The organism is Bordetella bronchiseptica, from assembly GCF_900636925.1.
GTDB lineage: Bacteria > Pseudomonadota > Gammaproteobacteria > Burkholderiales > Burkholderiaceae_B > Bordetella > Bordetella pertussis.
This window is the reverse complement of the sequence record NZ_LR134326.1, coordinates 2,172,956-2,197,920: the sequence shown is the minus strand read 5'-3', so window position 1 is coordinate 2,197,920 and position 24,965 is coordinate 2,172,956. Positions and strand designations below refer to the sequence as shown.

Here is a 24,965-nt window from a genome sequence, read left to right as displayed (position 1 = left end):
GCATCATGCGCATCGCCATCCAGAACCTGAGCCGGCGCCGTTTCGTGCAAGGCGCCGGCGGCCTGCTGCTGGGCCTGTCGCTGCCGCCGCTGGCCCGCCGCGCCATGGCCGCCGGCCCGCAGGCGGGCGACGGTTTCGCCGCCAACGCCTTCGTGCGCATCGGCGCCGACGGCCGGATCACCGTCCTGGCCAAGCACCTGGAGATGGGCCAGGGGGCCTATACCGGCCTGGCCACGCTGCTGGCCGAGGAGCTCGACGCCGATTGGCGCCAGGTGCGCGTCGAGGGCGCCCCGGCCGACAGCGCGCGCTACGGCAACCAGGCGCTGGGCGGCCTGCAGGGCACCGGCGGCAGCACCGCCATGTTCGACTCGTGGGAACCCATGCGGCGCGCCGGCGCCACCGCGCGCGCCATGCTGGTGCAAGCCGCCGCGCAGCGCTGGCAAGTGCCGGCCGACACGATCGAGGTGGCCGAGGGCGTGCTCAGCCACCCGGCCTCGGGACGCCGCGCCGGCTTCGGCGAGCTGGCCGAGGCCGCCGCGCGCTCGCCCGTGCCCGAGGACGTGCCGCTCAAGGACCCGGCCCGCTTCCGGCTGATCGGCAAGCATCGCCTGCCGCGCGTCGACAGCGCCGCCAAGAGCGACGGCAGCGCCCTCTACACGCAGGACATGAAGCTGCCCGGCATGCTGGTGGCGGTGGTGGCGCATGCGCCGCGCCTGGGCGCGGCGGTGGCGCGCGTCGATGACGCCGCCGCCCGGGCGGTGCCCGGCGTGCGCGCCGTGGTCCGCTTCGGCGGCGCTGCGCTGCGCCACGCCGGCGTGGCCGTGCTGGCCACCAATACCTGGGCCGCGCGGGCCGGGCGCGATGCGCTGCGGATCGAGTGGGACGAGGGCCTGGCCTACCGCCAGGGCAGCGCCGACATCCTGGCCCGGTACCGCGAGGCCGTCGGCCGGCCCGGCAGCATGGCGGCGCGCAAGGGCGACATCGACGCCGCCTTCGCGGGCGCGGCCAAGGTCATCGAGGCCGAATACACGTATCCGTATCTTGCGCATGCGGCCATGGAGCCGCTGAACTGCCTGGTGCGGCTGGACGACGAACGCTGCGAGATCTGGAACGGCGAGCAGTTCCAGACGGCCGACCAGCGCGCCATCGCGCAGTATCTCGGCATGCCGGCCGAGCGCATCACCTTGACCCAGCTGTACGCCGGCGGCAGCTTCGGCCGCCGCGCCAGCTCGCATGCCGACTACCTGCTGGAGGCGGTCGCCATCGCGCGCACCGCGCGCGCCCAGGGCCTGAACGCGCCGGTCAAGCTGGTGTGGATGCGCGAGGACGACATGCGCGCCGGCTACTACCGGCCGCTCAACCTGCACCGCGCGCGGCTGGCGCTCGGCGCCGACGGCGCGCTGCAGGCGGTGCACGTGCGCATGGCCGGCCAATCGATCCTGCTGGGCACGCCGCTGGCGGACTGGGTGCGCGACGGCGTCGACCCGGTCTCGGTCGAGGGCCTGTCCGACCTCGCCTACGCGGTGCCCAACCTGCAGGTGGAGCTGCATACGCCCACCGATGTGCCCGTGCCGGTCCTGTGGTACCGCTCGGTGGGGCACACGCATACGGCGTTCTCCGCCGAAACCCTGATCGACGAGGCCGCCGTGGCGGCCGGCCAGGACCCGGTGGCCTATCGCCTGGCCCTGCTGGCCGCGCACCCGCGCCACCGCGAAGTGCTGCAACTGGCGGCCGCCCGCGCCGGCTGGCGCGAACCGCTGGCGGCCGGCGCGCCAGGCACGCGCCGCGGCCGCGGCGTGGCGGTGCATGAATCGTTCCGCTCGGTGGTGGCGCAGGTGGTCGAAGTGACCATTGCCGCCGACGGCGCGCTCAAGGTGGACCGGGTCGTATGCGCCGTGCATTGCGGCCTGGCCGTCAATCCGGACGTGGTGCGCGCGCAGATGGAAGGCGGCATCGGCTTTGCCCTGTCCACCGCCCTGCACGGCGCCATCACGCTGAAGGACGGCGCGGTCGAGCAGAGCAACTTCCACGACTACCCGGTGCTGCGCCTGGCCGAAATGCCGGCCGTCGAAGTGCATATCGCGCCGTCCACGCAGCCGCCCACCGGCGTGGGCGAGCCGGGCGTGCCGCCGCTGGCGCCGGCCCTGGCCAACGCCATCGCCCAGGCCACCGGCCAGCGCCTGCGCACGCTGCCGCTGGGCACCACCGTCAAGGCATGAGGAGCATCGCCATGCAAGCCGCCGACCTGTACGTGCTGCAGACCGCCCAGTCCTGGCTGGACGCCGGCCAGGCCGCCGTGCTGCTGACCGTGGCGCGCACCTGGGGCTCATCGCCGCGCCCGCCCGGTGCCATGATGGCCATCCGCGCCGATGGCGCGGTGGCCGGCTCGGTGTCGGGCGGCTGCATCGAGGACGACCTGATCGACCAGATCCGCCAGCGCGGCATCGCCGCGCTGTGCCCCGGCGCCCGCCCGGCGCTGGCCACCTACGGCGTGGACGGCGAGCAGGCGCGCCGCTTCGGGCTGCCCTGCGGGGGCACGCTGCAGCTGGTGCTCGAGCCGCTGGGCGCGCACAGCCGGCTCGCGGACCTGCTGGCCCGACTGCGCGCGCACCAGACCGTGCGGCGCAGCGTGCGCCTGGCCGACGGCGCGGTCACGCTGGAGCCTGCCGCCGCCGACGCCGAGCCGCGCCTGGACGGCGCGGGCTTTGCCAGCGTGCTCGGGCCGCGCCACCGGCTGCTGGTCGTCGGCGCCGGCCAGCTGTCGCGCTACCTGTGCGAAATGGCGATCGCGCTGGACTTCGACGTCACGGTCAGCGATCCGCGCCAGGAGTACCGCGCCGGATGGCAGGTCGAGGGCGTGGCGCTGACCACGGCGATGCCCGACGACATGGTGATCGCCGCGCGGCCCGACGCGCGCACCGCCGTCATCGCGCTGACCCATGACCCCAAGCTGGACGACCTGGCGCTGATCGACGCCCTGCAGACGCCGGCCTTCTACGTCGGCGCGCTGGGCTCGCGCGCCAACCATGCGCGGCGCGTGGCGCGCCTGCGCGAACATTTCGGGCTGACGCCGGCGCAACTGGCGCGCCTGCGCGGCCCGGCCGGCATCTACATCGGCAGCCGCACGCCGCCGGAGATCGCCCTGTCCATCATGGCCGAGATCGTCGCCGGCAAGAACGGCGCGCCGCTGCCGCCCGCCGCCAGCGTGGCCGCCGGCAAGGCCCGCCAGCCCGGCGGCGCCGGCGTGATCCAGGCGGGCCTGTGCGCTACGCTATAGGCATGCCAGTCCAGCCCGCCCCCCACCGATGAGCGCCCTGCCCGACTCCCCATCCGCCAGCCCGCCGCCGCGCCACGACGAACTGGCCAGCCTGATCGAACGGCATACGCCGGCCGACGGCAGCACCGCGACCGCCCTGCCGGGCCTGAACTTCTACCGTTCGTCCAGCCCGACCGAACTGAACGTCAGCTTCTACCGGCCGTCGCTGGCGCTGCTGGCGCAGGGCGCCAAGCGCGTGCAGCTGGGCGACGACGTCTACGAATACGACACCTCGCACTACCTGCTGACCTCGTTCGACCTGCCGGTGGCCTCGCGCGTCACGCTGGCCACCCCGGGCACGCCCTACCTGTGCTTTGCGCTCGACCTGGATCCGCACCGCATCGCCGGCCTGATCAGCGAGCTGGGCGCCCCGCCGGCCGGCCAGCCGCTGCGCCGCGGCCTGACGCTCGCGCGCCTGACCGAGCCCTTGCTCGACGCCGTGCTGCGCCTGGCGCGCCTGCTCGACACGCCGGCCGACATCCCGGTGCTGGCCCCGTTGATCGAGCGCGAAATCCACTACCGCCTGCTGTCCGGTCCGATGGGCGGGCGGCTGCGCCACATCGCGCGCGCCGAGGGCACGGCGCTGCAGATCGCGCGCGCCATCGACTGGCTGCGCCGGCACTACGCGCAGCCGCTGCGCGTGGAACACCTGGCCACGACCGTCAACATGAGCGTGTCGTCGCTGCATCACCATTTCAAGGCCGTCACCGCGCTCAGCCCGCTGCAATACCAGAAGCAGCTGCGCCTGCACGAGGCGCGCCGGCTGATGGTGGCCGAAACCCTGGACGCCGGCGCGGCCGCCCACCGGGTCGGCTACGAAAGCGCGTCGCAATTCAGCCGCGAATACAGCCGCCTGTACGGCGCGCCGCCGCTGCGCGACGCGGCGCGCTTGCGCGGCACGGCCCCGGCCGACGCTCAGTCGCCCGGCTTGGCGCGCGCCTCGGCCAGCGCCACGGTCAGCTGAACCACTTTCTTCTTCAGAGCGTCGCGCTCTTCGGCCAGTTGCGCCACCAGGCGGTCCAGCCGCGCCACCTCGGCGGGATAGTCGTCCACCACGCGCAGCTCGGCCGCGGGCGCCGGTTCGGCTTCGGGCGCCCGGCGTACCGGCAGGCGCGCCTCGCGCACCTGGCGCGCGGCGGCGCGCAGCTCGCCGCGCCCGCCCGCGGCCGCGGCCGCCTGCTGCGGCGCCGGCAAGGTCGCCACCGCCGCGGCGGCATTGATGGAAATCTCGCCGCTTTGCACCGCGCGCACCAGTTCGGGCGCGGCCTGCTGGCGGATTTTCTCGATCTGGCCCAGGGTCGCGCTGCTCAGGCGCGCCTGGCGCGCCAGCGTCTGGCGCGTCAGCGGCGCAGGCCCGTCGCCGCCGGCCGGCGCGGCGTCCCCTTCGCCGGCCTGGCGCCGGCTTTCCAGGATCTCCTTCTTGCGCAGGGCCAGCACCCCGCGCTGGAAGTCCGACACACTGCGCCGCCCCAGGTGGTTGTCTATCATCCATAGCCGTACATCGTCCATGGACTGCAGGCGCGTGTTCTGCACCGTATTGAAAGCGATACCGTGCTTGCTGCAAATGGCGTGGCGGTTGTGGCCGTCGACCAGCAGGTCGCCCCACAGCACCAGCGCGTCGCGGCAGCCCTCGGCCAGCAGGCTTTGCTCCAGCGCCGCGTATTCGTCAGGCGTCAGCGGGTCGATGTAGGCCCGCAGTTCTTCGTCGATCCGGATGGTCATGGTTCCCGTCATGTTGGGCCTGGCTCAGGCGTGCCCGTCGGCGGCCAGCACCGCGTCGATCTCGCGCAGCCTGTCCAGCGGCGGCAACAATAGCAGACGCGCCTTGTCGGCCGGCGGCAGCGACAGCATCTCGGCCCAGCGGTCGGCCACCCAGCCGCAGTCGTCGAGCCGGAACGGCGCGGCCATGGGCATGATGTGAGGCGGCACGCCCTCGCGCTGCAGGCGGGCGATCAGGCGCCCCAGCGCCGAGGCGCTGCGCGCCAGTTCCGGCGGCACTTCCAGCGGCGCATCGTCGGGCACCGGCTCGGCCTGGCCGGTCCACAGGCCGTACTTGCCCTGGGTACAAGCGTGCAGCCGGAATCGCCCGGTACCGGTGCAGGCCAGTTCCAGCAGCGCCGGCATGGGCGCTTCCCAATGGTCGATGCGCGCCATGGTGCCGGCGCGCGCCAGCACCTCGCGGCCATCGGGGCGGCGCACTTCGGTGCCCTGCTCCAGCACCACGACGCCGAACTCGGAGCCGTCGGCGATGCAGCGCCTGACCATGTCGAGATAACGGATCTCGAACACCCGCAGGCGCAGCACGCCCGCAGGAAACAAGGCGTTGCTCAATGGAAATAATGGAATCTCGGCCATGGGCCTATGATGACACGATCGCCCCGCCACGTGCGCCGCGGCGCCGCTTGCCGTCCTGAAATTACTAGCAATTTAGGACTAACCTGTATTAAATTAGCACTTCAAAAGGCCCGCCCCACGAGACGTGGCCACCTTCCGGAGGATGACACCATGCCGCAAATTTCCGCGTATCTCATGTTCGACGGCGATTGCGCCGAGGCCATGCGCCTGTACGAGCGCATCCTGGGCGGCAAGCTGGACGCCTTGATCACCTACGGCGAAAGCCCGCCCGAGATGCCCTGCGAGCCGCAGGACCGCGATCTGATCATGCACGCGCGCCTGCGCCTCGATGACCAGCTGCTGATGGCCTCCGACAGCAACAGCCAATGCCCGTACGAAGGCAAGAAAGGCTTTTCGCTGTCGCTCGTCTACCCGACCGTCTCCGACGCGCAGCGCATCTTCAACGCGCTGGCCGAGGGCGGCCAGGTCACCATGCCGCTGCAGAAAACCTTCTGGGCCGAAATCTTCGGCGTGCTGGTCGACCGCCACGGCACGGCGTGGATGATCAGCGGCGGCCAGATGAACAGCTGACCTCCAGGAATCGCATCCATGCCCCACACTCTCGACGAACGCAAGCGCTGGCTGGCCCTCATGGTGCTGTGCCTGGGCGTGCTGATGATCGTGCTGGACACGACCATCGTCAACGTCGCCCTGCCGTCCATCAAGGCCGACCTGGGCTTTACCGAAGCGTCGCTGGTGTGGGTGGTCAACGCCTATATGCTGACCTTCGGCGGCTTCCTGCTGCTGGGCGGACGGCTGGGCGATCTGCTGGGCCAGCGCCGCATGTTCCTCGCCGGCCTGACGCTGTTCACGCTGGCCTCGCTGGCCTGCGGGATGGCCCAGGGGCAGGCCATGCTGGTGGCCGCGCGCGCGGTGCAGGGCCTGGGCGGCGCGGTCGTCTCGGCCGTGGCCCTGTCGCTGATCATGACGCTGTTCACCGAGCCGGCCGAGCGCGCCCGCGCCATGGGCGTCTACGGTTTCGTCTGCGCCGGCGGCGGCAGCATCGGCGTGTTGCTGGGCGGCCTGCTGACCAGCTCGCTGAGCTGGCACTGGATCTTCCTGGTCAACCTGCCCATCGGGGCGCTGGTCTACGCGCTGTGCCTGCCGCTGCTGCCGGCCAGCCAGGGCCCGACGGGCCATCCACGGCTGGACCTGGCCGGCGCGGCAGCCATCACCGCCTCGCTGATGCTGGCCGTCTACGCGGTGGTCAACGGCAACGAGGCCGGCTGGACCTCGCCCCAATCGCTCGGGCTGCTGGCGCTGGCGGTCGCGCTGCTGGCGCTGTTCCTGCGCATCGAGGCGCGCGTGCCGGCGCCGTTGATGCCGCTGTCGCTGTTCGCGCTGCGCAACGTCGCCACCGCCAACATCGTCGGCGTGCTGTGGGCCGCGGCCATGTTCGCCTGGTTCTTCATCTCGGCGCTCTACATGCAGCTGGTGCTGGGCTACACGGCCATGCAGGTGGGGCTGGGCTTCCTGCCGGCCAATATCATCATGGCGGCGTTCTCGCTGGGGCTGTCGGCCAGGCTGGTGATGCGCTTCGGCATCCGCGCGCCGCTGGTGTGCGGCCTGCTGGTGGCGGCGCTGGGGCTGGCGCTGTTCGCGCGCGCGCCGGTCGCGGGCTCGTTCGCCGTCGACGTGCTGCCGGGCATGCTGCTGCTGGGCCTGGGCGCGGGCATCGCGTTCAACCCCGTGCTGCTGGCCGCCATGAGCGATGTGGACCCCAGCGAAGCGGGCCTGGCATCCGGCGTGGTCAACACTTCGTTCATGATGGGCGGCGCCCTGGGCCTGGCGGTGCTGGCCAGCCTGGCGGCGGGCCGCAGCGCCAGCCTGCGCGCCGGCGGCGCCGACGTGCTGACGGCGCTCAACGGCGGCTATCACGCTGCCTTCGCGGTGGGCGCCGTGTTCGCCGCCCTGGCCGCGCTGCTGGCCGGCGTGCTGCTGCGCCGCCCGCAGCCCGGCGCGAGCGCCCCGGCCGCCGACGCGCATTGATCCCTTACCCGCACAGGAGCCCCGCACCATGCACTATCACGGCAGTTGCCATTGCGGCACCATCCGATTCGACGTGGAAGGCGAACTGACAGGCGCCATGTCCTGCAATTGCTCGATATGCCGGCGCAAGGGCGCGCTGCTGTGGTTCGTGCCGCGCGACCACCTGCGGCTGGCCACGCCCGACGAACAGATCGCCACCTATACCTTCAACCGCCACCTGATCAAGCACCGCTTCTGTCCCACGTGCGGCATCCACACCCATGGCGAAGGCGTCGACCAGCAAGGCCGGGCGATGGCGGCGATCAATATCCGCTGCCTGGACGACGTGGACCTGGACGCGGTCGCCGTGCATCAGTACGACGGCCGCGCGGCATAGCGCCGGCGCCTGGCGGCGCTAGCCGCGGCCGCCCACGGCGTCGCGGATCTTGCGGTCGGTATGGAACTGGCTCAATGCGTAGACCGCCCACAGCGCGGCCGGAATCCAGCCGATCAGGGTGATTTGCAGCAGCAGGCAGATGATGCCGGCGATGGGGCGGCCGATGGTGAAGAACACCGTGAACGGCAGGAAGATGGCAAGCAACAGGCGCATGGCGCAATCCGGATCTGGAAAACCGCCATGATAGCCGGGTTTACACTGCGCCCCATGCCATCCGCCCCCGCCACGCCCTCCGTCGCCGTGCGCCGCGCCCAGGCGCCCGACGCCGCCCTGCTGCCGGCCATCGAACGCAGCGCCGGACAGCGCTTCCTGGACGCCCCGGGGCTGGCCTGGATCGCCGCCGACGAAGTCATGAGCGAGCAGGACCACCGGGCCTGGATCGCGGCCGGCACCAGCTGGGTGGCCGAATGCCCCGGCGCCGGATTGGCGGGCTTCCTGGTCGCGGAGCGCACCGCCGATGCGCTGCATGTCTGGGAGCTGGCGGTGCGGCGCGAAATGCAGGGCCGCGGCATCGGCGGGCGGCTGGTGCGGGCCGCCATCGACGCCGCGGCGGCGGCCGGCCTGCCCGCCATCACGCTGACCACCTTCCGCGACCTGCCCTGGAACCAGCCCTTCTACGCGCGCCTGGGTTTCGCCACGCTGCAAGCGGACGGCCTCAACGTGCGCCTGCAGGCCATCCTGGCGCGCGAGGCCAGCCTGGGCCTGCCGGCGGCGCGCCGCTGCGCCATGCGGCGCGAGATCGCGGCGGCGCGCCGCTAGCCGCGCCGCCGCGCGCCCGCCGTTGCGCCGCGCCCCGCTTGCCGGGATACTGGGGGCCCGCTTTCGCCCGCGAGACCCCGACAATGCGCATGCTCTGGACCTACCTGCGGCCCCATGGCGGCCTGGCGCTGCTGGCCTTGCTGCTGGCCGCCGCCAGCCAGGTGCTGGCGCTGATCGACCCCATCATCTTCGGCCGCATCATCGACGAATACGCCATCGGCCGCGCCGGCAAGACCGGCGACCAGTTGCTCGCCGGCGTGCTGGGCCTGCTGGCGCTGGCGCTGGCCGTGGCGATACTGTCGCGGCTGGCCAAGGCATTGCAGGAATACGTCACGCGCCTGGTGGTGCAGAAACTGGGCACGCAGATCTTCAATGATGGCCTGCGCCAGGTCATGCGGCTGCGCTTCCAGGAATTCGAGGAGCTGCGCAGCGGCGAAACGCTGTCGCTGCTGCAGAAAGTGCGCAGCGACAGCGAACGCTTCATCAATGCCTTCATCAACACGGCGTTCGCCGCCGGCGTCGGCGTGGCCTTCCTGTGCTGGTACTCGGTCACGCGCCACTGGCTGCTGGTACCGGTGTTCTTCGTCGGCGTGCTGCTGCTGGGCGGGCTGACCGGGCTGCTCAGCCGCCAGATCCGCAGCCAGCAACGCTCCATCATGCGCGAAACCAACCGCAACTCGGGCTTCATCACCGAGTCGCTGCGCAACATCGAGCTGATCAAGAGCCTGGGCCTGACCTACCCCGAGATCCGCCGCCTGCAGGCGCAGACCCAGCAGATCTTCGCGCTCGAAATGCAGAAGGTCAAACGCATCCGCCTGCTGTCGTTCCTGCAGGGCATGATACTCAGCGTGCTCAAGCTGTCGGTGCTGTTCGCCCTCCTGTGGCTGATCTTGCGCGACGTGCTGAGCACCGGGGAACTGATCGCCATGCAGTTCATCTCGGTCGCGATCTTCGCGCCCTTGCAGGAACTGGGCAACCTCATCCTCGCGTACCGCGAGGCCGACGCCTCGCTGAACCACTACGCCGCCCTGATGGCCCGGCCGGTCGAACGCAATCCCGAATCGGCGCAGGACAGCGGACCGATCCAGCGCGTGCGCTTCGGCGAGGTGCGGTTCCGCCACCAGGGCGCCACCGAGAACGCGCTGGACGGCGTGTCGTTCGAGGCGCGCCTGGGCGACACCGTGGCCTTCGTGGGGCCGTCGGGCTCGGGCAAATCCACCCTGGTCAAGCTGCTGGTGGGCCTGTATGCGCCCGACCACGGCGAGGTCTATTACAACGACGTCTCGACGCGCGACCTGCGCTTCAATCCGACCCGGCGCCAGATCGGCTTCGTCACGCAGGAAACCCATCTTTTCTCCGGCACGCTGCGCGAGAACATGCAGCTGGTCAAGCCCGATGTCACCGACGAGGAAATCGTCGCCGCCATGCGCCAGGCGTCCTGCGCCAACGTGCTGGCGCGCTCGCCCGCCGGACTGGACACGACCATCGGCGAAGGCGGCGTCAAACTGTCGGGCGGGGAACGGCAGCGCCTGTCCATCGCCCGCGCGCTGGTGCGCCAGCCCCGGCTGCTGATCTTCGACGAAGCCACCTCGGCGCTGGACTCGCTGACCGAAGAGCAGATCACCCAGACGATCCGCGACGTGTCCCGGCGCGCCGGCCAGATCACCATCCTGATCGCCCACCGGCTGTCCACCATCATGCACGCCGACACCATCTTCGTCCTGGAGAAAGGCCGCGTGGTCGAGCAAGGCAGCCACGCCGAACTGCTGGCCGGCAAGGGCCTGTATTACGCCATGTGGCGCCAGCAGATCGGCGAACGGCCGGCCGTGCGCGCCCCCGAACCGCAGTCCGAGCCCGATACCGCCGGCGGCGGCCCCGAAGCCGGCGTATCGCTGCTGTGACCGGCTGAAACCGGCCTAACGTCTGGACACCACTTTCGTGCGCACCGCCCGCGCGCCAGCCGTTACAGTATCAATGCCGTTCCTGCGCGCGCCGTTGCGCGCCCACCGGGCGGTTCGGGAGCAAGACATGAAGTCCAGACGTTTACAGTTGGCCGGCGTCGCGCTGATGATGGCGGCGGCCTGCGGCCAGGCGGTGGCCGGCGGCGGCCACCACGGCCACCATGGGTACTACGGCGGCTACGGCCACTCGCACGGCAGTTCATCCGATGGCTGGTGGATCGCCGGCGCGCTGGCGCTGGTGGCGGCCGGCACCTACCTGGCCGTCAGTTCGCAGCCCAGCTACGCGCCAGCCGCGCAATACAGCGCCGGCGGCATCACCTACACCACCCCCGGCGGTTACGCGGCCAGCCCCTACGACAGCACGGTGTACGACCCGCCCACGGCCTACGAAGACGCCGGTTACGCGCCGGCCGGCCATGGCCAGCCCGCCTACGATGATGGCACGGTGGCCGGCTACCCGGTGGCCCCGCAAGGCGCCGGCATCGCACGCACCGCCACCCGCCAGCCGGCCGGCGAGGCGGCCTGCCGGCGCGAAGCCATGAATCAGAGCGGCTACGATCCGGCCACGCCCTCGGCCTGGACCACCGGCGTCTCGGTCGATTCGTACCAGCGCGCCCTGTCGGCCTGCCTGGCCGGGCGCGGCTGACGCCCCGCGGCTTCAGCCCAGCGCGGTATCCAGGAACATCATCAGCGCGAAACCGGCCATCAGGCCCACCGTGGCGGTGGTCTCATGCCCGTTGCGATGCGTCTCGGGAATCACTTCGTGCGAGACCACGAAGATCATCGCCCCGGCGGCCAGGCCCATGCTGATCGGATACGCCAGCGCAAAGCCGCTGGAAATGCCCACGCCCACCAGCGCGCCCAGCGGCTCCATCAGCCCCGACGCCACCGCCACCAGCACGGCGCGCCCGATGGGCAGGCCGACCGCGCGCAGCGCCAGCGCGACCGCCAGCCCTTCGGGGATGTCCTGGATGGCAATGGCGGAGGTCAGCGGCAGGCCGATGCGCAGATCGCCGGTGGCGAAGCTGACGCCGATGGCCATGCCCTCGGGCAGGTTGTGCAGGATGATGGTCAGCACGAACAGCCAGACGCGATTGACGCGCGCCGCCTCGGGCCCCTGGTGGCCGGTGCGTTCGTGCTCGTGCGGCGTGAAGTAGTCCAGGCCCAGCATCAGCAGCACGCCCAGCCCCAGGCCCAGCGCCACTACCGCCGCGGCGGCCGGCCCCGGGCCCACGATGGTCCCGGCCGCGTCCAGGCCGGGCAGGATCAGCGAGAACGCGCTGGCCGCCAGCATCATGCCGGCGGCAAAACCCAGCATCGCGTCCTGCGTGCGGGCCGAGATCGCGCGCAGCCCCAGGGCCATCAGCGCGCCCAGCGCCGTGGCGGCGAAGCCCGCCGCGCCGCCCAGCACCGCGTAGCCCACGTGGACGCGGTTCTCGCCGGTCAGCGCGTTGACGATGCCCGCCACCAGCAGCAAGACCACGCCGGCGGCCGAGGCGGCCAATCCGAGGGTGATCAGAGGATGCGACTGCGCCTGCGCGTGCCAGGCGCCGCGCAGGTCGGCGGCAAGCGACGAGGGTTGATTCATGGCGATGGCCCGTGACGAAGGTATGGGTATATTGCCAGACCCCCGCGGCCGGTCCCAAGGCATGCTTTTCAATCGCGCCGATTGAGCCGCGGTATCGGCGCGCCGCGCAGGCAGGGATATTTCCACCGACAACCATTGAGAATGGCCGCTGGATGGCGGTGCGGGCCTGTTGCACACTCGTGCCCGTCACGCCACTTCCCCGCTGCCTGCCATGCCGACCTCGCTGCCTGCCCGGGCGTACGCCCTGCCCCTGATCCTGCCCCTGCTGCTTGCCGCCTGCTCCGATGCCGTGCAAACGCAATACCGCGACCTCGACGAGGCGCGCGCGGCCGGCGCGATACAGCGCGGCTGGCTGCCGGCATGGCTGCCCGCGCGCACCGGCGCCATCGCCGAGGCGCACGACCTCGACACCAACCGCCGCGCGGCCCGCTTCGTGCTGCCCGACGGCGCCCGCATCGAGCCGCCCGGCTGCGCGCCGGCCAGCGGCCGGCTGCCGCCGCCGGCCCTGGCCTTGCCGGGCTGGCCGGCTTCCTTGCACCAGGACGGTGCGGCCGGCCGCTACCGGCTGTACCGCTGCGCCGACGGCTACGCCGCTTTCGATGCCAGCCACGGCTACCTGTGGAATTAGCGGGCGCGCCACACTCCGGGCCGGCGCACGATCAAATTTGTACACAAATTTTGGGCTATCACGTTTAATAGCAACATCCTTCGTCCTTCGGCCCCCCGCCCGGCCCATGCCGGGCGGGGGGCCGGGCGATGGCGGCTTTCCTGGCGGCGCGGGCCGCTCGCCGAGCGCGAGCCCCCGGGCCCCGGGTGTCCAGGCCCATTCCTGATGCGCAAACGCCTCGCGCGCCGCGCATGTGAGGAGCAACGACGATGCGCAGCTCCACCGACCTCAGCGCCGAGGGCATCTCCCAGGCGATCGCCACGGCCATCGTGTCGCACCGCCTGCCGCCGGGCACGCGCCTGCGCGAGGAAGCGCTGGCCAGCGTGTACAAGGTCAGCCGCACCAAGATCCGGGCGGCCTTGCTGATGCTGTCCAAGGACAAGCTGATCCAGATCGTGCCCGACAAGGGCGCCTTCGTCAGCAAGCCGGACGCCCACGAAGCGCGCGAGGTCTATGCCGTGCGGCGCATCCTGGAGGCCGCGCTGGCGCGCGAGTTCGTCGCCTGCGCCGCACCGCAGGACTACGAACGGCTCGAACAGCATCTGCACCAGGAACGCGAAGCCATCCACGAGGGCGACGTGCAGCGGCGCAATCAGCTGCTGGCCGGCTTTCACCTGCAGCTGGCCGAGATCGTCGGCAACTCGGTGCTCACCGCCATGCTGCACGAACTGCTGGCGCGCACCGCCGTCATCACGGTGATGTACCAGAGCGCCCACGACGCCAGTTGCTCGTCGCAGGAACACTACGCCTTCCTGGCGGCCGCGCGCGACGGCGACGCCGAGCGCGCCTGCGCCCTGATGGACGAACACCTGCTGCATCTGCAGACCGCGCTGGACTTCGACGGCGCGCCCGCGCCCAACCGCGATCTGGTGGCCGCCCTGCTCAGTTGAGCGGCCATTTGCGCCGGATCATGGCCCAAGCGCGCGCGAAAGGCTACTATGCCGCATTCTGTTGCCTGCCTGGACCTTCGTGTGATCGCCCTGCTCGAAGCCAAGCGCGCCGGCCTGCTGCGACGCGCCCATTGGCTGCCCAATATTGTCTCCGGCCTGATCGTGGGGGTCGTGGCGCTGCCGCTGGCCATGGCCTTTGCCATCGCCAGCGGCGCCAAGCCCGAACAAGGCCTGTATACCGCCATCGTGGCGGGCCTGCTGGTCTCGCTGTGCGGCGGCAGCCGCGTACAGATTGCCGGCCCCACCGGCGCCTTCATCGTCATCCTGGCCGGCATCACCGCCCAGCATGGCGTGGCGGGCCTGCAGCTGGCCACCCTGATGGCCGGCTGCATCCTGCTGGCGCTGGGCGCGGCCCGGCTGGGGGCCATCATCAAGTACATCCCCGCGCCGGTCATCGTGGGCTTCACCGCCGGGATCGGCGTCATCATCTGGGTAGGCCAGTGGAAGGACTTCTTCGGCCTGCCCTCCCCGGCCGGCACGCACTTCCATGAAAAACTGTGGCAGCTCGTGCACAGCCTGCCGCAGCTGCACCTGGCCACCACCGCGCTGGCCGCGCTGTCGCTGGCGCTGCTGCTGCTGAACAATCGCTTGCCCTACCTGCGCCGCGTGCCCGGCCCGCTGGTGGCGCTCGTGGTGGCCACCACGCTGCAGGCCGTACTGGGCCTGGACGGCGTGGCCACCATAGGCAGCGCTTTCGGCGGCATTCCGCAGGGCCTGCCCAGCTGGCAGTGGCCCGAGATCACCGTGTCGCGCGTCATCGAATTGATCGGCCCGGCTTTCGCCATTGCCATGCTGGGCGCCATCGAATCCCTGCTGTCGGCCGTGGTGGCCGACGGCATGGCCGGCACCCGCCACGATTCCAACCAGGAACTGGTCGGCCAGGGCCTGGCCAATATCGTCGCGCCGCTGTTCGGCGGTTTTGCCGCCACCGGCGCCATCGCGCGCACGGCCACCAACATCCGCAACGGCGGCACCAGCCCGCTGGCCGGGATCGTGCATTGCATCACCCTGCTGCTGATGGTGCTGCTGCTGGCGCCGCTGGCCGAAAACGTGCCGCTGGCCGCGCTGGCCGCCATCCTGTTCGTGGTGGCCTGGAACATGAGCGACGCGCCTCACTTCGTCAGGATGATCAAGCGCGCGCCGCGCGCCGACGTCGCCATCCTGCTGGTCACCTTCGTGCTGACCGTGTTCGCCGACCTGGTGGTGGCGGTCAACATCGGCGTGGTGATCGCCATCCTGCACTTCCTGCGGCGCATGGCGTCCAGCGTGCAAGTGCAGGCGCAGAGCCCGGCCGAGCTGGGCGACGAGCTGGGCCACCGCGGCTACGGGCCGCTGCCGGACGACGTGCTGGTCTACGCGGTCGAAGGGCCGCTGTTCTTCGGCGCCGCCGAGAACTTCGAGCGCGCCCTGGCGGCCACGCACACCGATCCGCGCACGCTCATCATCCGCCTGCGCTGGGTGCCGTTCATCGACATCACCGGCCTGCAGGCGCTCGAAGAGGTGATCACCGACCTGCAGCGCCGCGGCGTGCGGGTCATCCTCAGCGGCGCCAACCCGCGGGTCAAGGCCAAGCTGCATCGGGCCGGCCTGGTGGGCCTGGCCGGCGCCGACAATGTATTCGACCGCTTCGAGGACGCGGTGCTGTCCTGCCGCGCGCCAGCCGCCCCGGCCACGGCCTGAACGGCGCGCCGGCCGCTACAGGCGCTGCTCGTAGTCCTGCTCGGCCTGCGCCAGCGTGGTCCAGAACGGCGGCGGCGCCTGTCCGGCCAGCTTGCCGGCCAGCACCGCCAGGTGCGCATGCCAGCCGCCCGCCACATCCAGCATCGCGGCGCGGTCAGCCAGCCGGGTGTGGGTCAGCACCAGGCGCACCTGCTCGCCGGCCTCGCTCAGCTCGAACAACACCTCGGACGGCGCCTCGCCGGCGCCGCCGCCCCACGTCAGCGCCAGCACGCGCGGCGGCTCGCAACGCAGCAGCGTGTGGCGCGCGACGATGGGCCGGTCGTATTGCGCGTAGCGCGCCGGCGCGGTCTCGGCCGTCAGCGCGGCGTGATTGAAATGCAGCTCGAAGGTCTGCCCGGGCTGCCGCGGCAATTCGCCGCCGGCCAGCCAGCGCGCGCGCTTGTCGGCGTCGGCCAGCCAGGCCCAGACGCGTTCGATGGGCCCGGGCAGCAGCCGCTCGAAGCGGATGCTTTGCGCGTCCAGGCGCGCGCCGTGGCCATCGGGGGAAGCAGAAGATGGGGAGGTCATGGAGTCGGGTCCTGGTCGGGGTGGGAGGGAACGGACGATGCCGCGTCGGCGCGCAGCAAGGTCTCCAGCATGTCCAGCCTGGTATGCCAGAAGCGCTCGTAGAACTTCAGCCACTCGTCGATGGCGGCCAGCGGCGCGGCATCGATGCGGCACAGGTGCGAGCGCCCCTGCACGCGGCGGCTGACCAGCCCGGCGCTTTCCAGCACCTTCAGGTGCTTGGAGGCAGCCGTGAACGACATGGCGAACGGCGCGGCCAGCGCGCGGATATTGTGTTCCCCGTCGGCCAGGCGGCGCAGCATCGCGCGGCGCGTGGGGTCGGACAGGGCGTGAAAGACGCGGTCCAGGGCGGGAGCTTGATATTCAACCATTTGGTTATATTAGAGAAGACCGCCGTCTTATTCAACCAAATGGTTATATTTTTTGTAACCGCGGCGGCACTGGCACAATGGAGCGCAAGCCTCAGCACCGGAAAACCCTGCCATGACGCCGCCCGCCCGCTCTTCCGCCGCCGTGCCCGCGCAATACGCCGACGTGCATTACGCCGACCGTCCCATGCGCATCGAGTATGCGCTGCTCGCGCCTGAGCGGCGCGATGCGCCCCTGCTGGTATTCCTGCACGAAGGGCTGGGGTCGCTGGCCATGTGGCGCGACTGGCCGCGGCGCGTCTGCGATGCGGCCGGATGCCGCGGGCTGGTCTATTCGCGCTACGGCTACGGCCGCTCGACCGTCCGTCCGCTGGATGAGAGCCGGCCCATCGACTACCTGCACCAGCAGGCCGCGCAAGCCCTGCCCGCGCTGTTCGCGGCGCTGGGCATCGATGCGCGGCGCGACAAGCCGGTCCTGTTCGGCCACAGCGACGGCGCCAGCATCGCGCTGCTCTATGCCGCCTTGTGCCCGGACGCCGTGGCCGGGATCGCGGTAGCCGCGCCGCATATCTACGTCGAGGACATTACCGTCGCCAACATCGCGGTGGCGCTGCGCGCCTACCGCGAAACCACGCTGCGCGACCGCCTGGCCCGCTACCACGACGATGTCGATTCGACCTTCGCATCGTGGACCGACACCTGGCTGGACCCGGCCTTCCGGCAATGGAACATCGAGGCCTACCTGCCGGCCATCACCTGCCCGGTGCTGGCCATGCAGGGCGTGGACGACGAATACGGCACGCTGGAGCAGATCCGCGGCATCCGCCGCCTGGCGCCGCAGACCCGCCTGCTGGAAATCCAGGACTGCGGCCACTCGCCGCACAAGGACCAGCCCGAGCTGGTGACGCGCGCGCTGGCCGGATTCGTGGGCGCGCTGCCGCGCCCGGCGTAACGCGCCCGGCTCAGTCGGCCGGCGCGCGCCGCACCGCGGCGTCGACGATGCGCTCGGCGCCGGCCAGTTGCTGCGCCATCCCGGCGGGCAGGCCCAGCATGCCCTCGCGCGTGCCGGCCGGATGGTAGACCACCAGCACCTCGCCCGACGCGGTCTCGCGCACCAGCACTTTCAAGGGCAGCTCCAGCGCGAAATCGGGCGCGGCCAGCATGAGCGGCGTGCCGGCCTTGGGATTGCCGTACACCACCACCTGGGTCGGCGGCATGTCCAGCCCCGCCTGCTTCGCGGCGGCCTGGTGGTCGATGACCGCGAAGATCGTCATTCCCTTGGCGCGCAAGGCATCCTGCAGGCGCGCCACGGTGGCGGCAAAGGGATAGTCGCTCTTGCGTTGCACGGCGGCCTCCTGGGCATGGACCTGGGCGGCGCCGGCCAGGCATAGCGCCAGAGCGGCGCGGCGGGCCAGGCGCGGAAAATGGCGGGAAATCTGCATGCGGGAACTCCTGAGGAAACGACCCGGAAACGCGGGACATTGCATCTTGCACGCTGCTACCCCTCGTAGCAGCTCCCCTTGCTCGGAGTTGCTACGCTGAAATCACCGTTCCCGTATCGACATTTCTGGAAGGAGGTACATCATGCCAGCCAAATCCAAAGCCCAGCAAATGGCCGCCGGCGCGGCGCTCGCGGCCAAGCGCGGCGAATCCAGGGTGAGCGACCTCAAGGGCGCCTCGCGCGACATGTACGACTCGATGAGCGAGCGCGAGCTCGAACACATGGCCGGCACCGCCCGCAAGGGCAAGCCGTACCATAAGTGACCCTCCGGGAGGCCGTCCCCGCATGGGCAGCGAAACCTGCGGCAAGGGTGCCTGTCCCCGCCGGGACAGGCACCCCGGCATAGGATTCAGCAGGAGCCTGTCCCCGCCGGGACAGGCTCCTGTGTCATAGGTATCTTTCCTTGTACATCAGCGGCGACATGCCGCAGTACTTGTTGAAGATGTCGCGAAAGGCCTTGGTGTCGTTGTAGCCAACCTCGTACATCACTTCGGCGACCGATTTGCGCGAGCTTTCGAGCTGCTTCTTGGCCGCCTCGATGCGGATGCGCTGCACGTACTCGACGATGCTGTTGCCGGTGGCATGGCGAAAGCGCCGCTCCAGCGTGCGCCGCCCCAGCGCCACGCGCTGCGCCAGCTGCTCGACGGTCAGGCGCTCGGTGTAGTTGGCCTCGATGTGCTCCTGCACTTGCCGCACCACCCCATCGCCATGCGTTTTCTGCCCCACGAACACCACGAACGGCAATTGGCTCTGGCGGCTCCAGTCCAGCTGGAACAGCTTGGCGCACCAGATCGCCGTCTCGCGATCGGTGTACTTGTCGACCAGGTGCAGCACCAGGTGCGCGGCCGAGAACGCGCCGCCGCTGGTGTAGATGCCGTTGGCCTCCAGCACGACCCGGTCGCTGACCCAGCGCACCGCCGGAAACAGGCGGCCGAAGTCGCTCTGCGCCGCCCAGTGCACCACCGCGCGCTGTCCGTCGAGCACGCCGCCGGCGGCCAGCAGCGCGGCGCCCACGCACAGGCTGGCGACCTCGCCGCCGTTCTTGTAGTAGCCGGCCAGCCAGTCGATCAATGCGCCGTTTTCCTGCAGCGCCGGCTGCGGATCGCCCTGGATGGGCGGCACGACGCACAGGTCGACCTCGCCCACCGCCTCCAGCACGGTGTCGGCCTGCACGGTGATGCGGCCGTGATCCAGCCGCACCTGCGGCGTGGCCGCCACCAGGCGCACGTCGAAGCGCGGCGCGCGGCCGCGCTCGCGCAAGAAGCCGTTGGCCGCCAGGAAGCCCTGGCGGGCGTTCTCGAGCGATGCGATGTTGGCCCGTTCGGGCACCAGCAGGGCGAGACGTTTCATAGCGCCCAGCATACTGCGGCCAGCCTGTCGCGATCCACCCGCAACAATGTCGCAATCCCCCGTCGGCAACCCCCTGCTTTCCCGCTACAGTGCCAATTCCAACCAGGGGGCCGCGGGGCCCCTGCCACCCAGGAGCAATGCCATGGATCAGTACGTAGACGGTTTCCTGCTGTCGGTGCCCAACGACAAGCTGGACACCTACCGGCAGATGGCCACCAAGGCCGGCGCGATCTGGAAAGAGCATGGCGCGCTGGCCTATTGCGAATGCACGGGCGACGACCTGGACATCGAAGGCATGGTGTCGTTCAAGACCTCGGCCGCGGCGCGCGAGGGCGAAACCGTGGTGTTCGCCTGGATCGTCTACCCGAACCGGGCCGAGCGCGACCGCATCAATGCGGCGGTCATGGCCGACCCGCGCCTGAAGGAACAGTGCGTCGAGGGCGTGTTCGATTTCAAGCGCATGGCCTACGGCGGGTTCAAGACGCTGGTCAATCTATGAGGGCGGGCTGGCGCGCCAGCGCACGCGCCGTGCCGGCCACCCGCACCGAACTGCCCGGCTCGGGGCCGTACTCGGCCCTTAGCCGCGCCGGCACGCCCATGTCGAAGCCCTGCAGGATCTCGATGGCCCCGGCGCGCAGCCAGCCGCTGTCGCGCAGATGTCCGGCCAGCGCGGCGGCGGCCGCCCCGGTTGCCGGATCCTCGTACACGCCGCCGGCCGCAAACGCATTGCGCGCGTGCAGCAGCGTGGCCGACTCGGCGTGGACCCAGGCGATCGTCACCACGCCCGTGCGCTTCATGAAAGCGCGGCCGGCGGCCAGGTCGTAGCGCATCGCCGCCAGGCGCTCGCGGCTGTTCAGCGGCAGGATCAGGTGGGCGGCGCCGGCCTCGGCGTAGGCTGGCGGCAGCCGGCTGTCGAGGTCGGCGGGCGTGTAGCCGAACAGGGCCAGCGCCTCGTCGCGCACGGCCGCCTCCAAGGGTGCGCTGCGCGTGCGCGGCGATTGCAGCGCGGCGCTGTAGAGGCCGCCCTGGCGGCGCCCTTCGACCGTTATGTTGGCATGGTTGGTCGTCAGGGCGAACACGCCGTCGCCCTCCTGCTCGGCCAGCACGGCGCCCAGCGCGATCGTGGCGTGGCCGCAGAATGGCACTTCCGCTTCCGGCGCGAAATAGCGTACCCGCCAGCCGCCATAGGCCGGCGCGGCGAACACGGTTTCGGAATAGCCGATCTCGGCGGCCATCTGCTGCATGGTCATGGCGTCGGGCAGCACCTCGGCCACATGGACGCCGGCCGGGTTGCCGCCGCGCGCGCCGTCGGAAAAGGCGGCGATGCGCCGCACCGAGGCAATCAGGGATGTCGTGGTTTGCATGGCTATCTCCACAAAGCGATGAGAGGTACGATAGCCACACGCATCAATTTAGGATATCGAATTCTTATAATCCTCAGTATTACGAATCCTAATAAATCATGAGCCGCAATATCGACACCGCGCTGCTGCGCGCCTTCCTGGCCGTCCACGATACCGGCAGCCTGACCGCCGCCGCCGCCCTGCTGCACCTGACCCAGGGCGCGGTCAGCCAGCAATTGCAGCGGCTGGAGGCCCTGTTCGGCCGCACCTTGCTGGAACGGCGCCGCAGCGGCGCGGCGCTGACCGGCGACGGCGCGCGCCTGCTGGGCCGCGCGCGCGAGATGGTGCGCATCAACGACGAACTGATGCAGCACATGACCGGCGCCGGCTGCGTCGGCGCGGTGCGGCTGGGGGTGCCGCACGACCTGATCGGCACGCACTTGCCGGGCCTGCTGCGCGCCTATTCGCTGCGCTATCCCGATGTGGACATTTCGCTGATCTCGGCGACCTCGCCCGAACTGCTGGAGCAGGTGCGGCGCCGCAAGCTGGACTTGACGCTGGCCGAAGAGCCCATCGGCGCGGCGGCGGGCGGCGAGCGCCTGGCCGTCGACCGCGTGGTGTGGCTGGCCGCCCCGGGCGGCCAGGCGTGGCGCAAGAACCCGTTGCCGGTGTCGCTGGTCAGCGATGCCTGCGCCTTCCGGCCGGTGCTGGCCGACGCGCTGGACGGCGGACGCATTCCCTGGCGCAGCGTATTCGAGAACGGCAATGCCGACGCCACGTTGACCACCGTGCGCCTGGACCTGGCGGTCACGGCCAGCCTGTTGTCGGTGGCCCCCGCCGACCTGCAAGTGCTCGACGCGGCCAGCGGCCTGCCGGCCCTGCCCGACTACGCCATCAATCTGTACATCGCGCCCGGCGAGCGCTCGCAGGCCGTCGAGGAAATGGCGCACCATATCCGCCAGGCCTACCAGGAGCGCCGGCCGGCTTACGCGGCCGCCGCCTGAGCGCGCCCGCGTCGCGCCGGCTCAGCCGCCGGCCCGCTGCACCAGCAGCACGCCGGCATGCAGGGCCAGGCCGATCAACCCGCCCACCAGCGTCCCGTTGAAGCGGATGTACTGCAGGTCACGGCCCACGCTCAGTTCGAGTTCGCGCACCAGGTGGCGCTCGTCCCAGTTCTTGACGGTACGCGAGATATGCTCGGTCACGCCGCTGCGCAGGCTGTCGGTCAGCTTGCGCGCGCTGTCCAGCACATGCTCGTTGACCGCCCGGCGCAGCTCGGGGTCGCGCGACAGCCGTTGGCCCAGCGCCTGCAGGGCATCCTCCAGGTGACGCGCCAGCGCCGAATCCTCGGCCTGCAGGTCGCGCCGCAATACCGCATGGATGTCGCGCCATAGCCCCAGCGCGTACTCCTGTACGCGCGGGTCGTCGATCAGGCGCTGCTTCAGGGCCTCGACCTGGCCGGCCAGCTCGGGGTCGTCGCGCAGCCGCGCAATATAGTCGGCCACCCACGCCTCGTAGTTGCGCCGCACGGGATGATCCGGGCGAGACAGCACATCGCGCAGTTCGTCGACCAGGGCGCGCGCCATGCGATCGGCCAGGTTGTCGGCAATGCCCTCCACCGAGCCGATGACATCCACCGCGGCGATGATGCGCGGCCATTCCTTGCGGGCGAACTTCACCAGCAGCGCGCAGGCGCGCTGGCGGATATCCTCTTCGCCGAGGTAGTCGCCCAGCCGGCGCAGCGCGGCGTCCAGCAATTCCTGGTGGCGGCCGTCGCGGGTCAGGAGCGCCAGCACTTCGCCGGCCGTGCGCGCCGCGTCCCAGCGGCGCAACTGCGCCACGGCGAAGCCCTGGATGGCGCGGCTGACAGCCTGCTCATCGAGCAGGTCCAGCGCCTGCAGCGCCACCTGGCGCGCGCCCTGGCCCAGGCTGCGGGTCTGGCGCGGGTCGGCCAGCCAATGGCCCAGGCGCGCGGCCGGATCGAACACGCGCAGCTTTTCCAGCAGCGTCGCGGGATCGAGGAAATGATCGCGCACGAACACCGCAAGGTTGTCGCCGATACGCGCCTTGTTGGCCGGGATGATGGCGGTATGGGGAATCGGCAGCCCCAGCGGGCGGCGAAACAGCGCCACCACGGCAAACCAGTCGGCCAGCGCGCCGACCGTGGCGGCCTCGCAGAACGCCCGTACCCAGGCCCAGGCGCCCTGTCCGCCCATCAGGTGGCTGGCGACGAAGCCGGCGATCATGGCCGCCAGCAGCGCCAGCGCCCAACGCTGCATGCGGCGCAATTGCGCCAGGCGCGGATCGGCCGGCGCGCTCATGGGGCCAGCCCCGGGCGCCCGCGCGCCGCCGCGGTCTCGAACTCGCCGGCCAGCCAGTCCAGGAAGGCGCGCACCGGCGGGTGCCGCTGGCGGCCCGGCGCCGACAGCGCGGTATAGCGCAGCCCGGGCACGCTGATGTCGGGACGAAAGCACGCCAGCAGGCCGCGCGCCTCGCTGTCGGACACCATGGCCGAGCTGGCCAGCACCAGCCCCTGGCCGGCGATGGCGGCCTGCAGGGCGTAGTTTTCCTCTTCATAGCTGCGCGGCGCGGCGCGCGCCAGCCAGCTCACGCCGGCCGCCTCGCACCATTGCCGCCAGCCGGTCTCGTACACGGTGGAATCGCGCCATTGCACCGAGATCAGCGCGGGCCGCCGCCGCGCCGCGCTGGCCACCGCGGCGGGCGCGCCGTAGACGGCGAAGCGCTCGGGCAGCACGGCCGCGGCCTGCAGGCCGCGGTGGCGGCCCGAGCGGTCGCCGCCGCCATAGCGGATCGCCACGTCCACGCTGGCGTCCTGCAGCAGATCCACCAGGCGGCTGGTCGCGTCCAGCCGCACCTCGTAGCCGGGATGCGCCTGGTAGAAGCGCCCCAGCCGCGGCACCAGCCACAGCGCGGCAAACGAATGCGTGGTCGACACCGTCAGGCCGCCCGTGCTCGGCCGCGGACGCAGCGCGTCCAGCGTCTGCGCCAGATCCAGCAGCATGCCATGCACCCGCTGGAACAGGCGCCCGCCCTTGGGAGTGAGCAGCACCCCGCGCGGCAGGCGCTCGAACAGCGCAAAGCCCAGCCGCTGCTCGAGCGCGCGGATCTGGTGCGACACGGCGGTGGGCGTGACATGCAGCTCGGCGGCGGCGCCCTTGAAGCTGAGCAGGCGCGCCGCGGCCTCGAAGGCGCGCAGCGCGCCCAGCGGTAGATCATGAAACATGCGGGGTCACGACAGAGATGAATTCAATTCATCTTAATGCAGGCATCGTCACTCGCCAAGCCAGGCAATCAAGCCGTAAATTTTCCATGCGCCAACGCTCACCCCACCCAAACGCTTAGCGAGGAATGAAAATGGATTCATCTCAAGTCCCCAACCCCGTGCTGGTGCTGGTCGGCAGTCCGCGCCGCGACGGCAACAGCGCCCTGCTCGCCCAGGCCGTGGCCGAGGGCGCGCGCCAGTCCGGCGCCGCCGCCACGCTGCTGTTTCTCGACGACTACATCGCGGGCTTCCTGACCGACGAGAAAGAGGCCGATGCACGGCGCCCCGACGACCGCTACGGCGAACTCTTCTTCGACCACTTCCTGCCCGCGCGCGCCGTGGTGCTCTGCACGCCGGTGTACTGGTACGGCATGTCGGCCCAGGCCAAGGCCTTCTTCGACCGCTCTTTCACCTATTACTCGGCCAGCCATCCCCGCCACGCCGAGGTACTGCGGCGCATGACGGGCAAGCGGCTGGCGCTGGCCGTGTCCTCCGAGGAAACCTACCCTGGCGCGGCCCTGGGCATCGTGCATCAGTTGCAGGAGTTCACGCGTTACACCCACTCGCAGTTCGTCGGCATGGTGCACGGGGCGGGCAACCGCAGAGGCGAAGTGGCGCACGATCCGCGCCGTCCGCTGCAAGCCGCGCACCGGCTGGGCCACGGCCTGTTGTCGCTGCCCTACTCCGACTATCGCATCGACAGCCCGCGCGACCACCAGGTCTGGCCCGGCGCGCCGGCGTGAGCGCGGCGCCTGGGGTGCCAGTCCCTGCGGGAATTCTGGTGTCTGTCCCCGTGGGGATCCTGGTGCCTGTCCC

The 24,965-nt window shown here is 70.9% G+C and carries 28 protein-coding genes; 17 read left to right on the top strand and 11 right to left on the bottom strand.

The window, feature by feature from the left end:
- Positions 1-5: 5 nt before the first annotated feature.
- From EL288_RS10205 to EL288_RS10195, 3 genes are read left to right on the top strand one after another with little or no spacing between them, the layout of a single operon-like run.
- The gene (locus tag EL288_RS10205; RefSeq protein ID WP_033455093.1) at positions 6-2,219 is read left to right on the top strand and encodes a xanthine dehydrogenase family protein molybdopterin-binding subunit; all 2,214 of its coding nucleotides are present in this window, start codon (positions 6-8) and stop codon (positions 2,217-2,219) included.
- The gene (locus EL288_RS10200) at positions 2,216-3,277 is read left to right on the top strand and encodes an XdhC family protein (protein ID WP_003812183.1); all 1,062 of its coding nucleotides are present in this window, start codon (positions 2,216-2,218) and stop codon (positions 3,275-3,277) included. Before EL288_RS10205 ends, EL288_RS10200 begins: the two co-directional genes overlap by 4 nt.
- Before the next feature lie 28 nt (positions 3,278-3,305).
- Positions 3,306-4,280 carry an AraC family transcriptional regulator gene (locus EL288_RS10195; RefSeq protein ID WP_003812185.1) on the top strand — a complete coding sequence of 325 codons (975 nt, stop codon included), beginning with the start codon at positions 3,306-3,308 and terminating at the stop codon, positions 4,278-4,280.
- Here EL288_RS10195 and EL288_RS10190 read toward each other — a convergent pair.
- Both EL288_RS10190 and EL288_RS10185 read right to left on the bottom strand, forming a co-directional pair.
- Positions 4,232-5,050 (bottom strand): ParB N-terminal domain-containing protein, encoded by an 819-nt coding sequence (locus tag EL288_RS10190; RefSeq protein WP_010930753.1) that lies wholly within the window; start codon positions 5,048-5,050, stop codon positions 4,232-4,234. The two genes, EL288_RS10195 and EL288_RS10190, sit on opposite strands and share 49 nt — an antisense overlap.
- Before the next feature lie 12 nt (positions 5,051-5,062).
- A complete protein-coding gene (locus EL288_RS10185) occupies positions 5,063-5,671 on the bottom strand; it encodes an LON peptidase substrate-binding domain-containing protein (protein ID WP_003812191.1) in 609 nt (202 codons plus the stop codon).
- A 150-nt stretch (positions 5,672-5,821) separates the two neighbouring features.
- On the opposite strand from EL288_RS10185, the gene EL288_RS10180 reads away from it, so the two are divergent.
- From EL288_RS10180 to EL288_RS10170, 3 genes are read left to right on the top strand one after another with little or no spacing between them, the layout of a single operon-like run.
- Positions 5,822-6,241 (top strand): VOC family protein, encoded by a 420-nt coding sequence (locus tag EL288_RS10180; RefSeq protein WP_010926507.1) that lies wholly within the window; start codon positions 5,822-5,824, stop codon positions 6,239-6,241.
- A gap of 18 nt (positions 6,242-6,259) precedes the next feature.
- Positions 6,260-7,699, top strand: a complete 1,440-nt coding sequence (locus EL288_RS10175; RefSeq protein ID WP_010926506.1) for a DHA2 family efflux MFS transporter permease subunit — start codon at positions 6,260-6,262, stop codon at positions 7,697-7,699.
- A gap of 28 nt (positions 7,700-7,727) precedes the next feature.
- Positions 7,728-8,075 (top strand): GFA family protein, encoded by a 348-nt coding sequence (locus EL288_RS10170; RefSeq protein ID WP_010926505.1) that lies wholly within the window; start codon positions 7,728-7,730, stop codon positions 8,073-8,075.
- 18 nt (positions 8,076-8,093) lie between these two features.
- On the opposite strand, the gene EL288_RS10165 is transcribed toward EL288_RS10170, so the two are convergent.
- A complete protein-coding gene (locus EL288_RS10165) occupies positions 8,094-8,288 on the bottom strand; it encodes a YqaE/Pmp3 family membrane protein (protein ID WP_003812201.1) in 195 nt (64 codons plus the stop codon).
- Between the two features lie 54 nt (positions 8,289-8,342).
- Between EL288_RS10165 and EL288_RS10160 the strand changes: the two genes are divergently transcribed.
- The 3 genes from EL288_RS10160 (at position 8,343) to EL288_RS10150 (ending at position 11,501) form a co-directional block, all read left to right on the top strand.
- Positions 8,343-8,894 (top strand): GNAT family N-acetyltransferase, encoded by a 552-nt coding sequence (locus tag EL288_RS10160; protein ID WP_003812203.1) that lies wholly within the window; start codon positions 8,343-8,345, stop codon positions 8,892-8,894.
- 83 nt (positions 8,895-8,977) lie between these two features.
- Positions 8,978-10,795, top strand: coding sequence for an ABC transporter ATP-binding protein (locus EL288_RS10155; protein WP_003812205.1), 1,818 nt, complete (start codon positions 8,978-8,980; stop codon positions 10,793-10,795).
- A gap of 73 nt (positions 10,796-10,868) precedes the next feature.
- Positions 10,869-11,501, top strand: coding sequence for a hypothetical protein (locus tag EL288_RS10150; protein ID WP_050486048.1), 633 nt, complete (start codon positions 10,869-10,871; stop codon positions 11,499-11,501).
- A 12-nt stretch (positions 11,502-11,513) separates the two neighbouring features.
- On the opposite strand, the gene EL288_RS10145 is transcribed toward EL288_RS10150, so the two are convergent.
- A complete protein-coding gene (locus EL288_RS10145) occupies positions 11,514-12,443 on the bottom strand; it encodes a ZIP family metal transporter (protein WP_015063687.1) in 930 nt (309 codons plus the stop codon).
- Positions 12,444-12,612: 169 nt separating this feature from the next.
- Between EL288_RS10145 and EL288_RS10140 the strand changes: the two genes are divergently transcribed.
- The 3 genes from EL288_RS10140 (at position 12,613) to EL288_RS10130 (ending at position 15,740) form a co-directional block, all read left to right on the top strand.
- On the top strand, positions 12,613-13,071 hold the full coding sequence (locus EL288_RS10140) for a hypothetical protein (protein ID WP_003812211.1): 459 nt from the start codon (positions 12,613-12,615) through the stop codon (positions 13,069-13,071).
- Between the two features lie 248 nt (positions 13,072-13,319).
- Entirely contained in the window at positions 13,320-14,000 is a 681-nt protein-coding gene (locus EL288_RS10135; RefSeq protein ID WP_010927987.1) for a GntR family transcriptional regulator, read from the top strand.
- A gap of 48 nt (positions 14,001-14,048) precedes the next feature.
- Positions 14,049-15,740, top strand: a complete 1,692-nt coding sequence (locus EL288_RS10130) for a SulP family inorganic anion transporter (protein WP_033459714.1) — start codon at positions 14,049-14,051, stop codon at positions 15,738-15,740.
- A 15-nt stretch (positions 15,741-15,755) separates the two neighbouring features.
- Here the strand turns inward: EL288_RS10130 and EL288_RS10125 are convergent, their stop codons facing one another.
- A complete protein-coding gene (locus tag EL288_RS10125) occupies positions 15,756-16,307 on the bottom strand; it encodes an SRPBCC family protein (protein ID WP_003812218.1) in 552 nt (183 codons plus the stop codon).
- Positions 16,304-16,675: an ArsR/SmtB family transcription factor gene (locus EL288_RS10120; RefSeq protein ID WP_003812220.1), complete on the bottom strand. Its 372-nt coding sequence runs from the start codon at positions 16,673-16,675 to the stop codon at positions 16,304-16,306. Before EL288_RS10120 ends, EL288_RS10125 begins: the two co-directional genes overlap by 4 nt.
- 112 nt (positions 16,676-16,787) lie before the next feature.
- Here EL288_RS10120 and EL288_RS10115 point away from each other — a divergent pair, with 112 nt between their 5' ends.
- Positions 16,788-17,624 carry an alpha/beta fold hydrolase gene (locus tag EL288_RS10115; RefSeq protein ID WP_003812222.1) on the top strand — a complete coding sequence of 279 codons (837 nt, stop codon included), beginning with the start codon at positions 16,788-16,790 and terminating at the stop codon, positions 17,622-17,624.
- 10 nt (positions 17,625-17,634) lie between these two features.
- Here EL288_RS10115 and EL288_RS10110 read toward each other — a convergent pair whose 3' ends face one another.
- Positions 17,635-18,159, bottom strand: a complete 525-nt coding sequence (locus EL288_RS10110) for a DUF302 domain-containing protein (protein ID WP_003812224.1) — start codon at positions 18,157-18,159, stop codon at positions 17,635-17,637.
- A gap of 97 nt (positions 18,160-18,256) precedes the next feature.
- On the opposite strand from EL288_RS10110, the gene EL288_RS10105 reads away from it, so the two are divergent.
- Entirely contained in the window at positions 18,257-18,436 is a 180-nt protein-coding gene (locus tag EL288_RS10105) for a DUF3008 family protein (protein ID WP_003812228.1), read from the top strand.
- Between the two features lie 124 nt (positions 18,437-18,560).
- Here the strand turns inward: EL288_RS10105 and EL288_RS10100 are convergent, their stop codons facing one another.
- Positions 18,561-19,535 (bottom strand): GlxA family transcriptional regulator, encoded by a 975-nt coding sequence (locus EL288_RS10100; RefSeq protein WP_033448438.1) that lies wholly within the window; start codon positions 19,533-19,535, stop codon positions 18,561-18,563.
- Positions 19,536-19,665: 130 nt separating this feature from the next.
- Between EL288_RS10100 and EL288_RS10095 the strand changes: the two genes are divergently transcribed.
- A complete protein-coding gene (locus EL288_RS10095; RefSeq protein ID WP_003812232.1) occupies positions 19,666-20,022 on the top strand; it encodes a DUF1428 domain-containing protein in 357 nt (118 codons plus the stop codon).
- On the opposite strand, the gene EL288_RS10090 is transcribed toward EL288_RS10095, so the two are convergent.
- Positions 20,012-20,887 carry a PhzF family phenazine biosynthesis protein gene (locus EL288_RS10090; protein WP_003812234.1) on the bottom strand — a complete coding sequence of 292 codons (876 nt, stop codon included), beginning with the start codon at positions 20,885-20,887 and terminating at the stop codon, positions 20,012-20,014. The two genes, EL288_RS10095 and EL288_RS10090, sit on opposite strands and share 11 nt — an antisense overlap.
- 98 nt (positions 20,888-20,985) lie before the next feature.
- Between EL288_RS10090 and EL288_RS10085 the strand changes: the two genes are divergently transcribed.
- The gene (locus tag EL288_RS10085; protein ID WP_003812237.1) at positions 20,986-21,870 is read left to right on the top strand and encodes a LysR substrate-binding domain-containing protein; all 885 of its coding nucleotides are present in this window, start codon (positions 20,986-20,988) and stop codon (positions 21,868-21,870) included.
- A 21-nt stretch (positions 21,871-21,891) separates the two neighbouring features.
- Here the strand turns inward: EL288_RS10085 and EL288_RS10080 are convergent, their stop codons facing one another.
- Complete coding sequence (locus tag EL288_RS10080) at positions 21,892-23,187, bottom strand: DUF445 domain-containing protein (protein WP_003812238.1); 1,296 nt, start codon at positions 23,185-23,187, stop codon at positions 21,892-21,894.
- Complete coding sequence (locus EL288_RS10075) at positions 23,184-24,110, bottom strand: LysR substrate-binding domain-containing protein (RefSeq protein WP_003812240.1); 927 nt, start codon at positions 24,108-24,110, stop codon at positions 23,184-23,186. Before EL288_RS10075 ends, EL288_RS10080 begins: the two co-directional genes overlap by 4 nt.
- Positions 24,111-24,241: 131 nt before the next feature.
- Here EL288_RS10075 and EL288_RS10070 point away from each other — a divergent pair, with 131 nt between their 5' ends.
- Positions 24,242-24,892 carry a flavodoxin family protein gene (locus EL288_RS10070; protein WP_003812242.1) on the top strand — a complete coding sequence of 217 codons (651 nt, stop codon included), beginning with the start codon at positions 24,242-24,244 and terminating at the stop codon, positions 24,890-24,892.
- Positions 24,893-24,965: the final 73 nt, after the last annotated feature.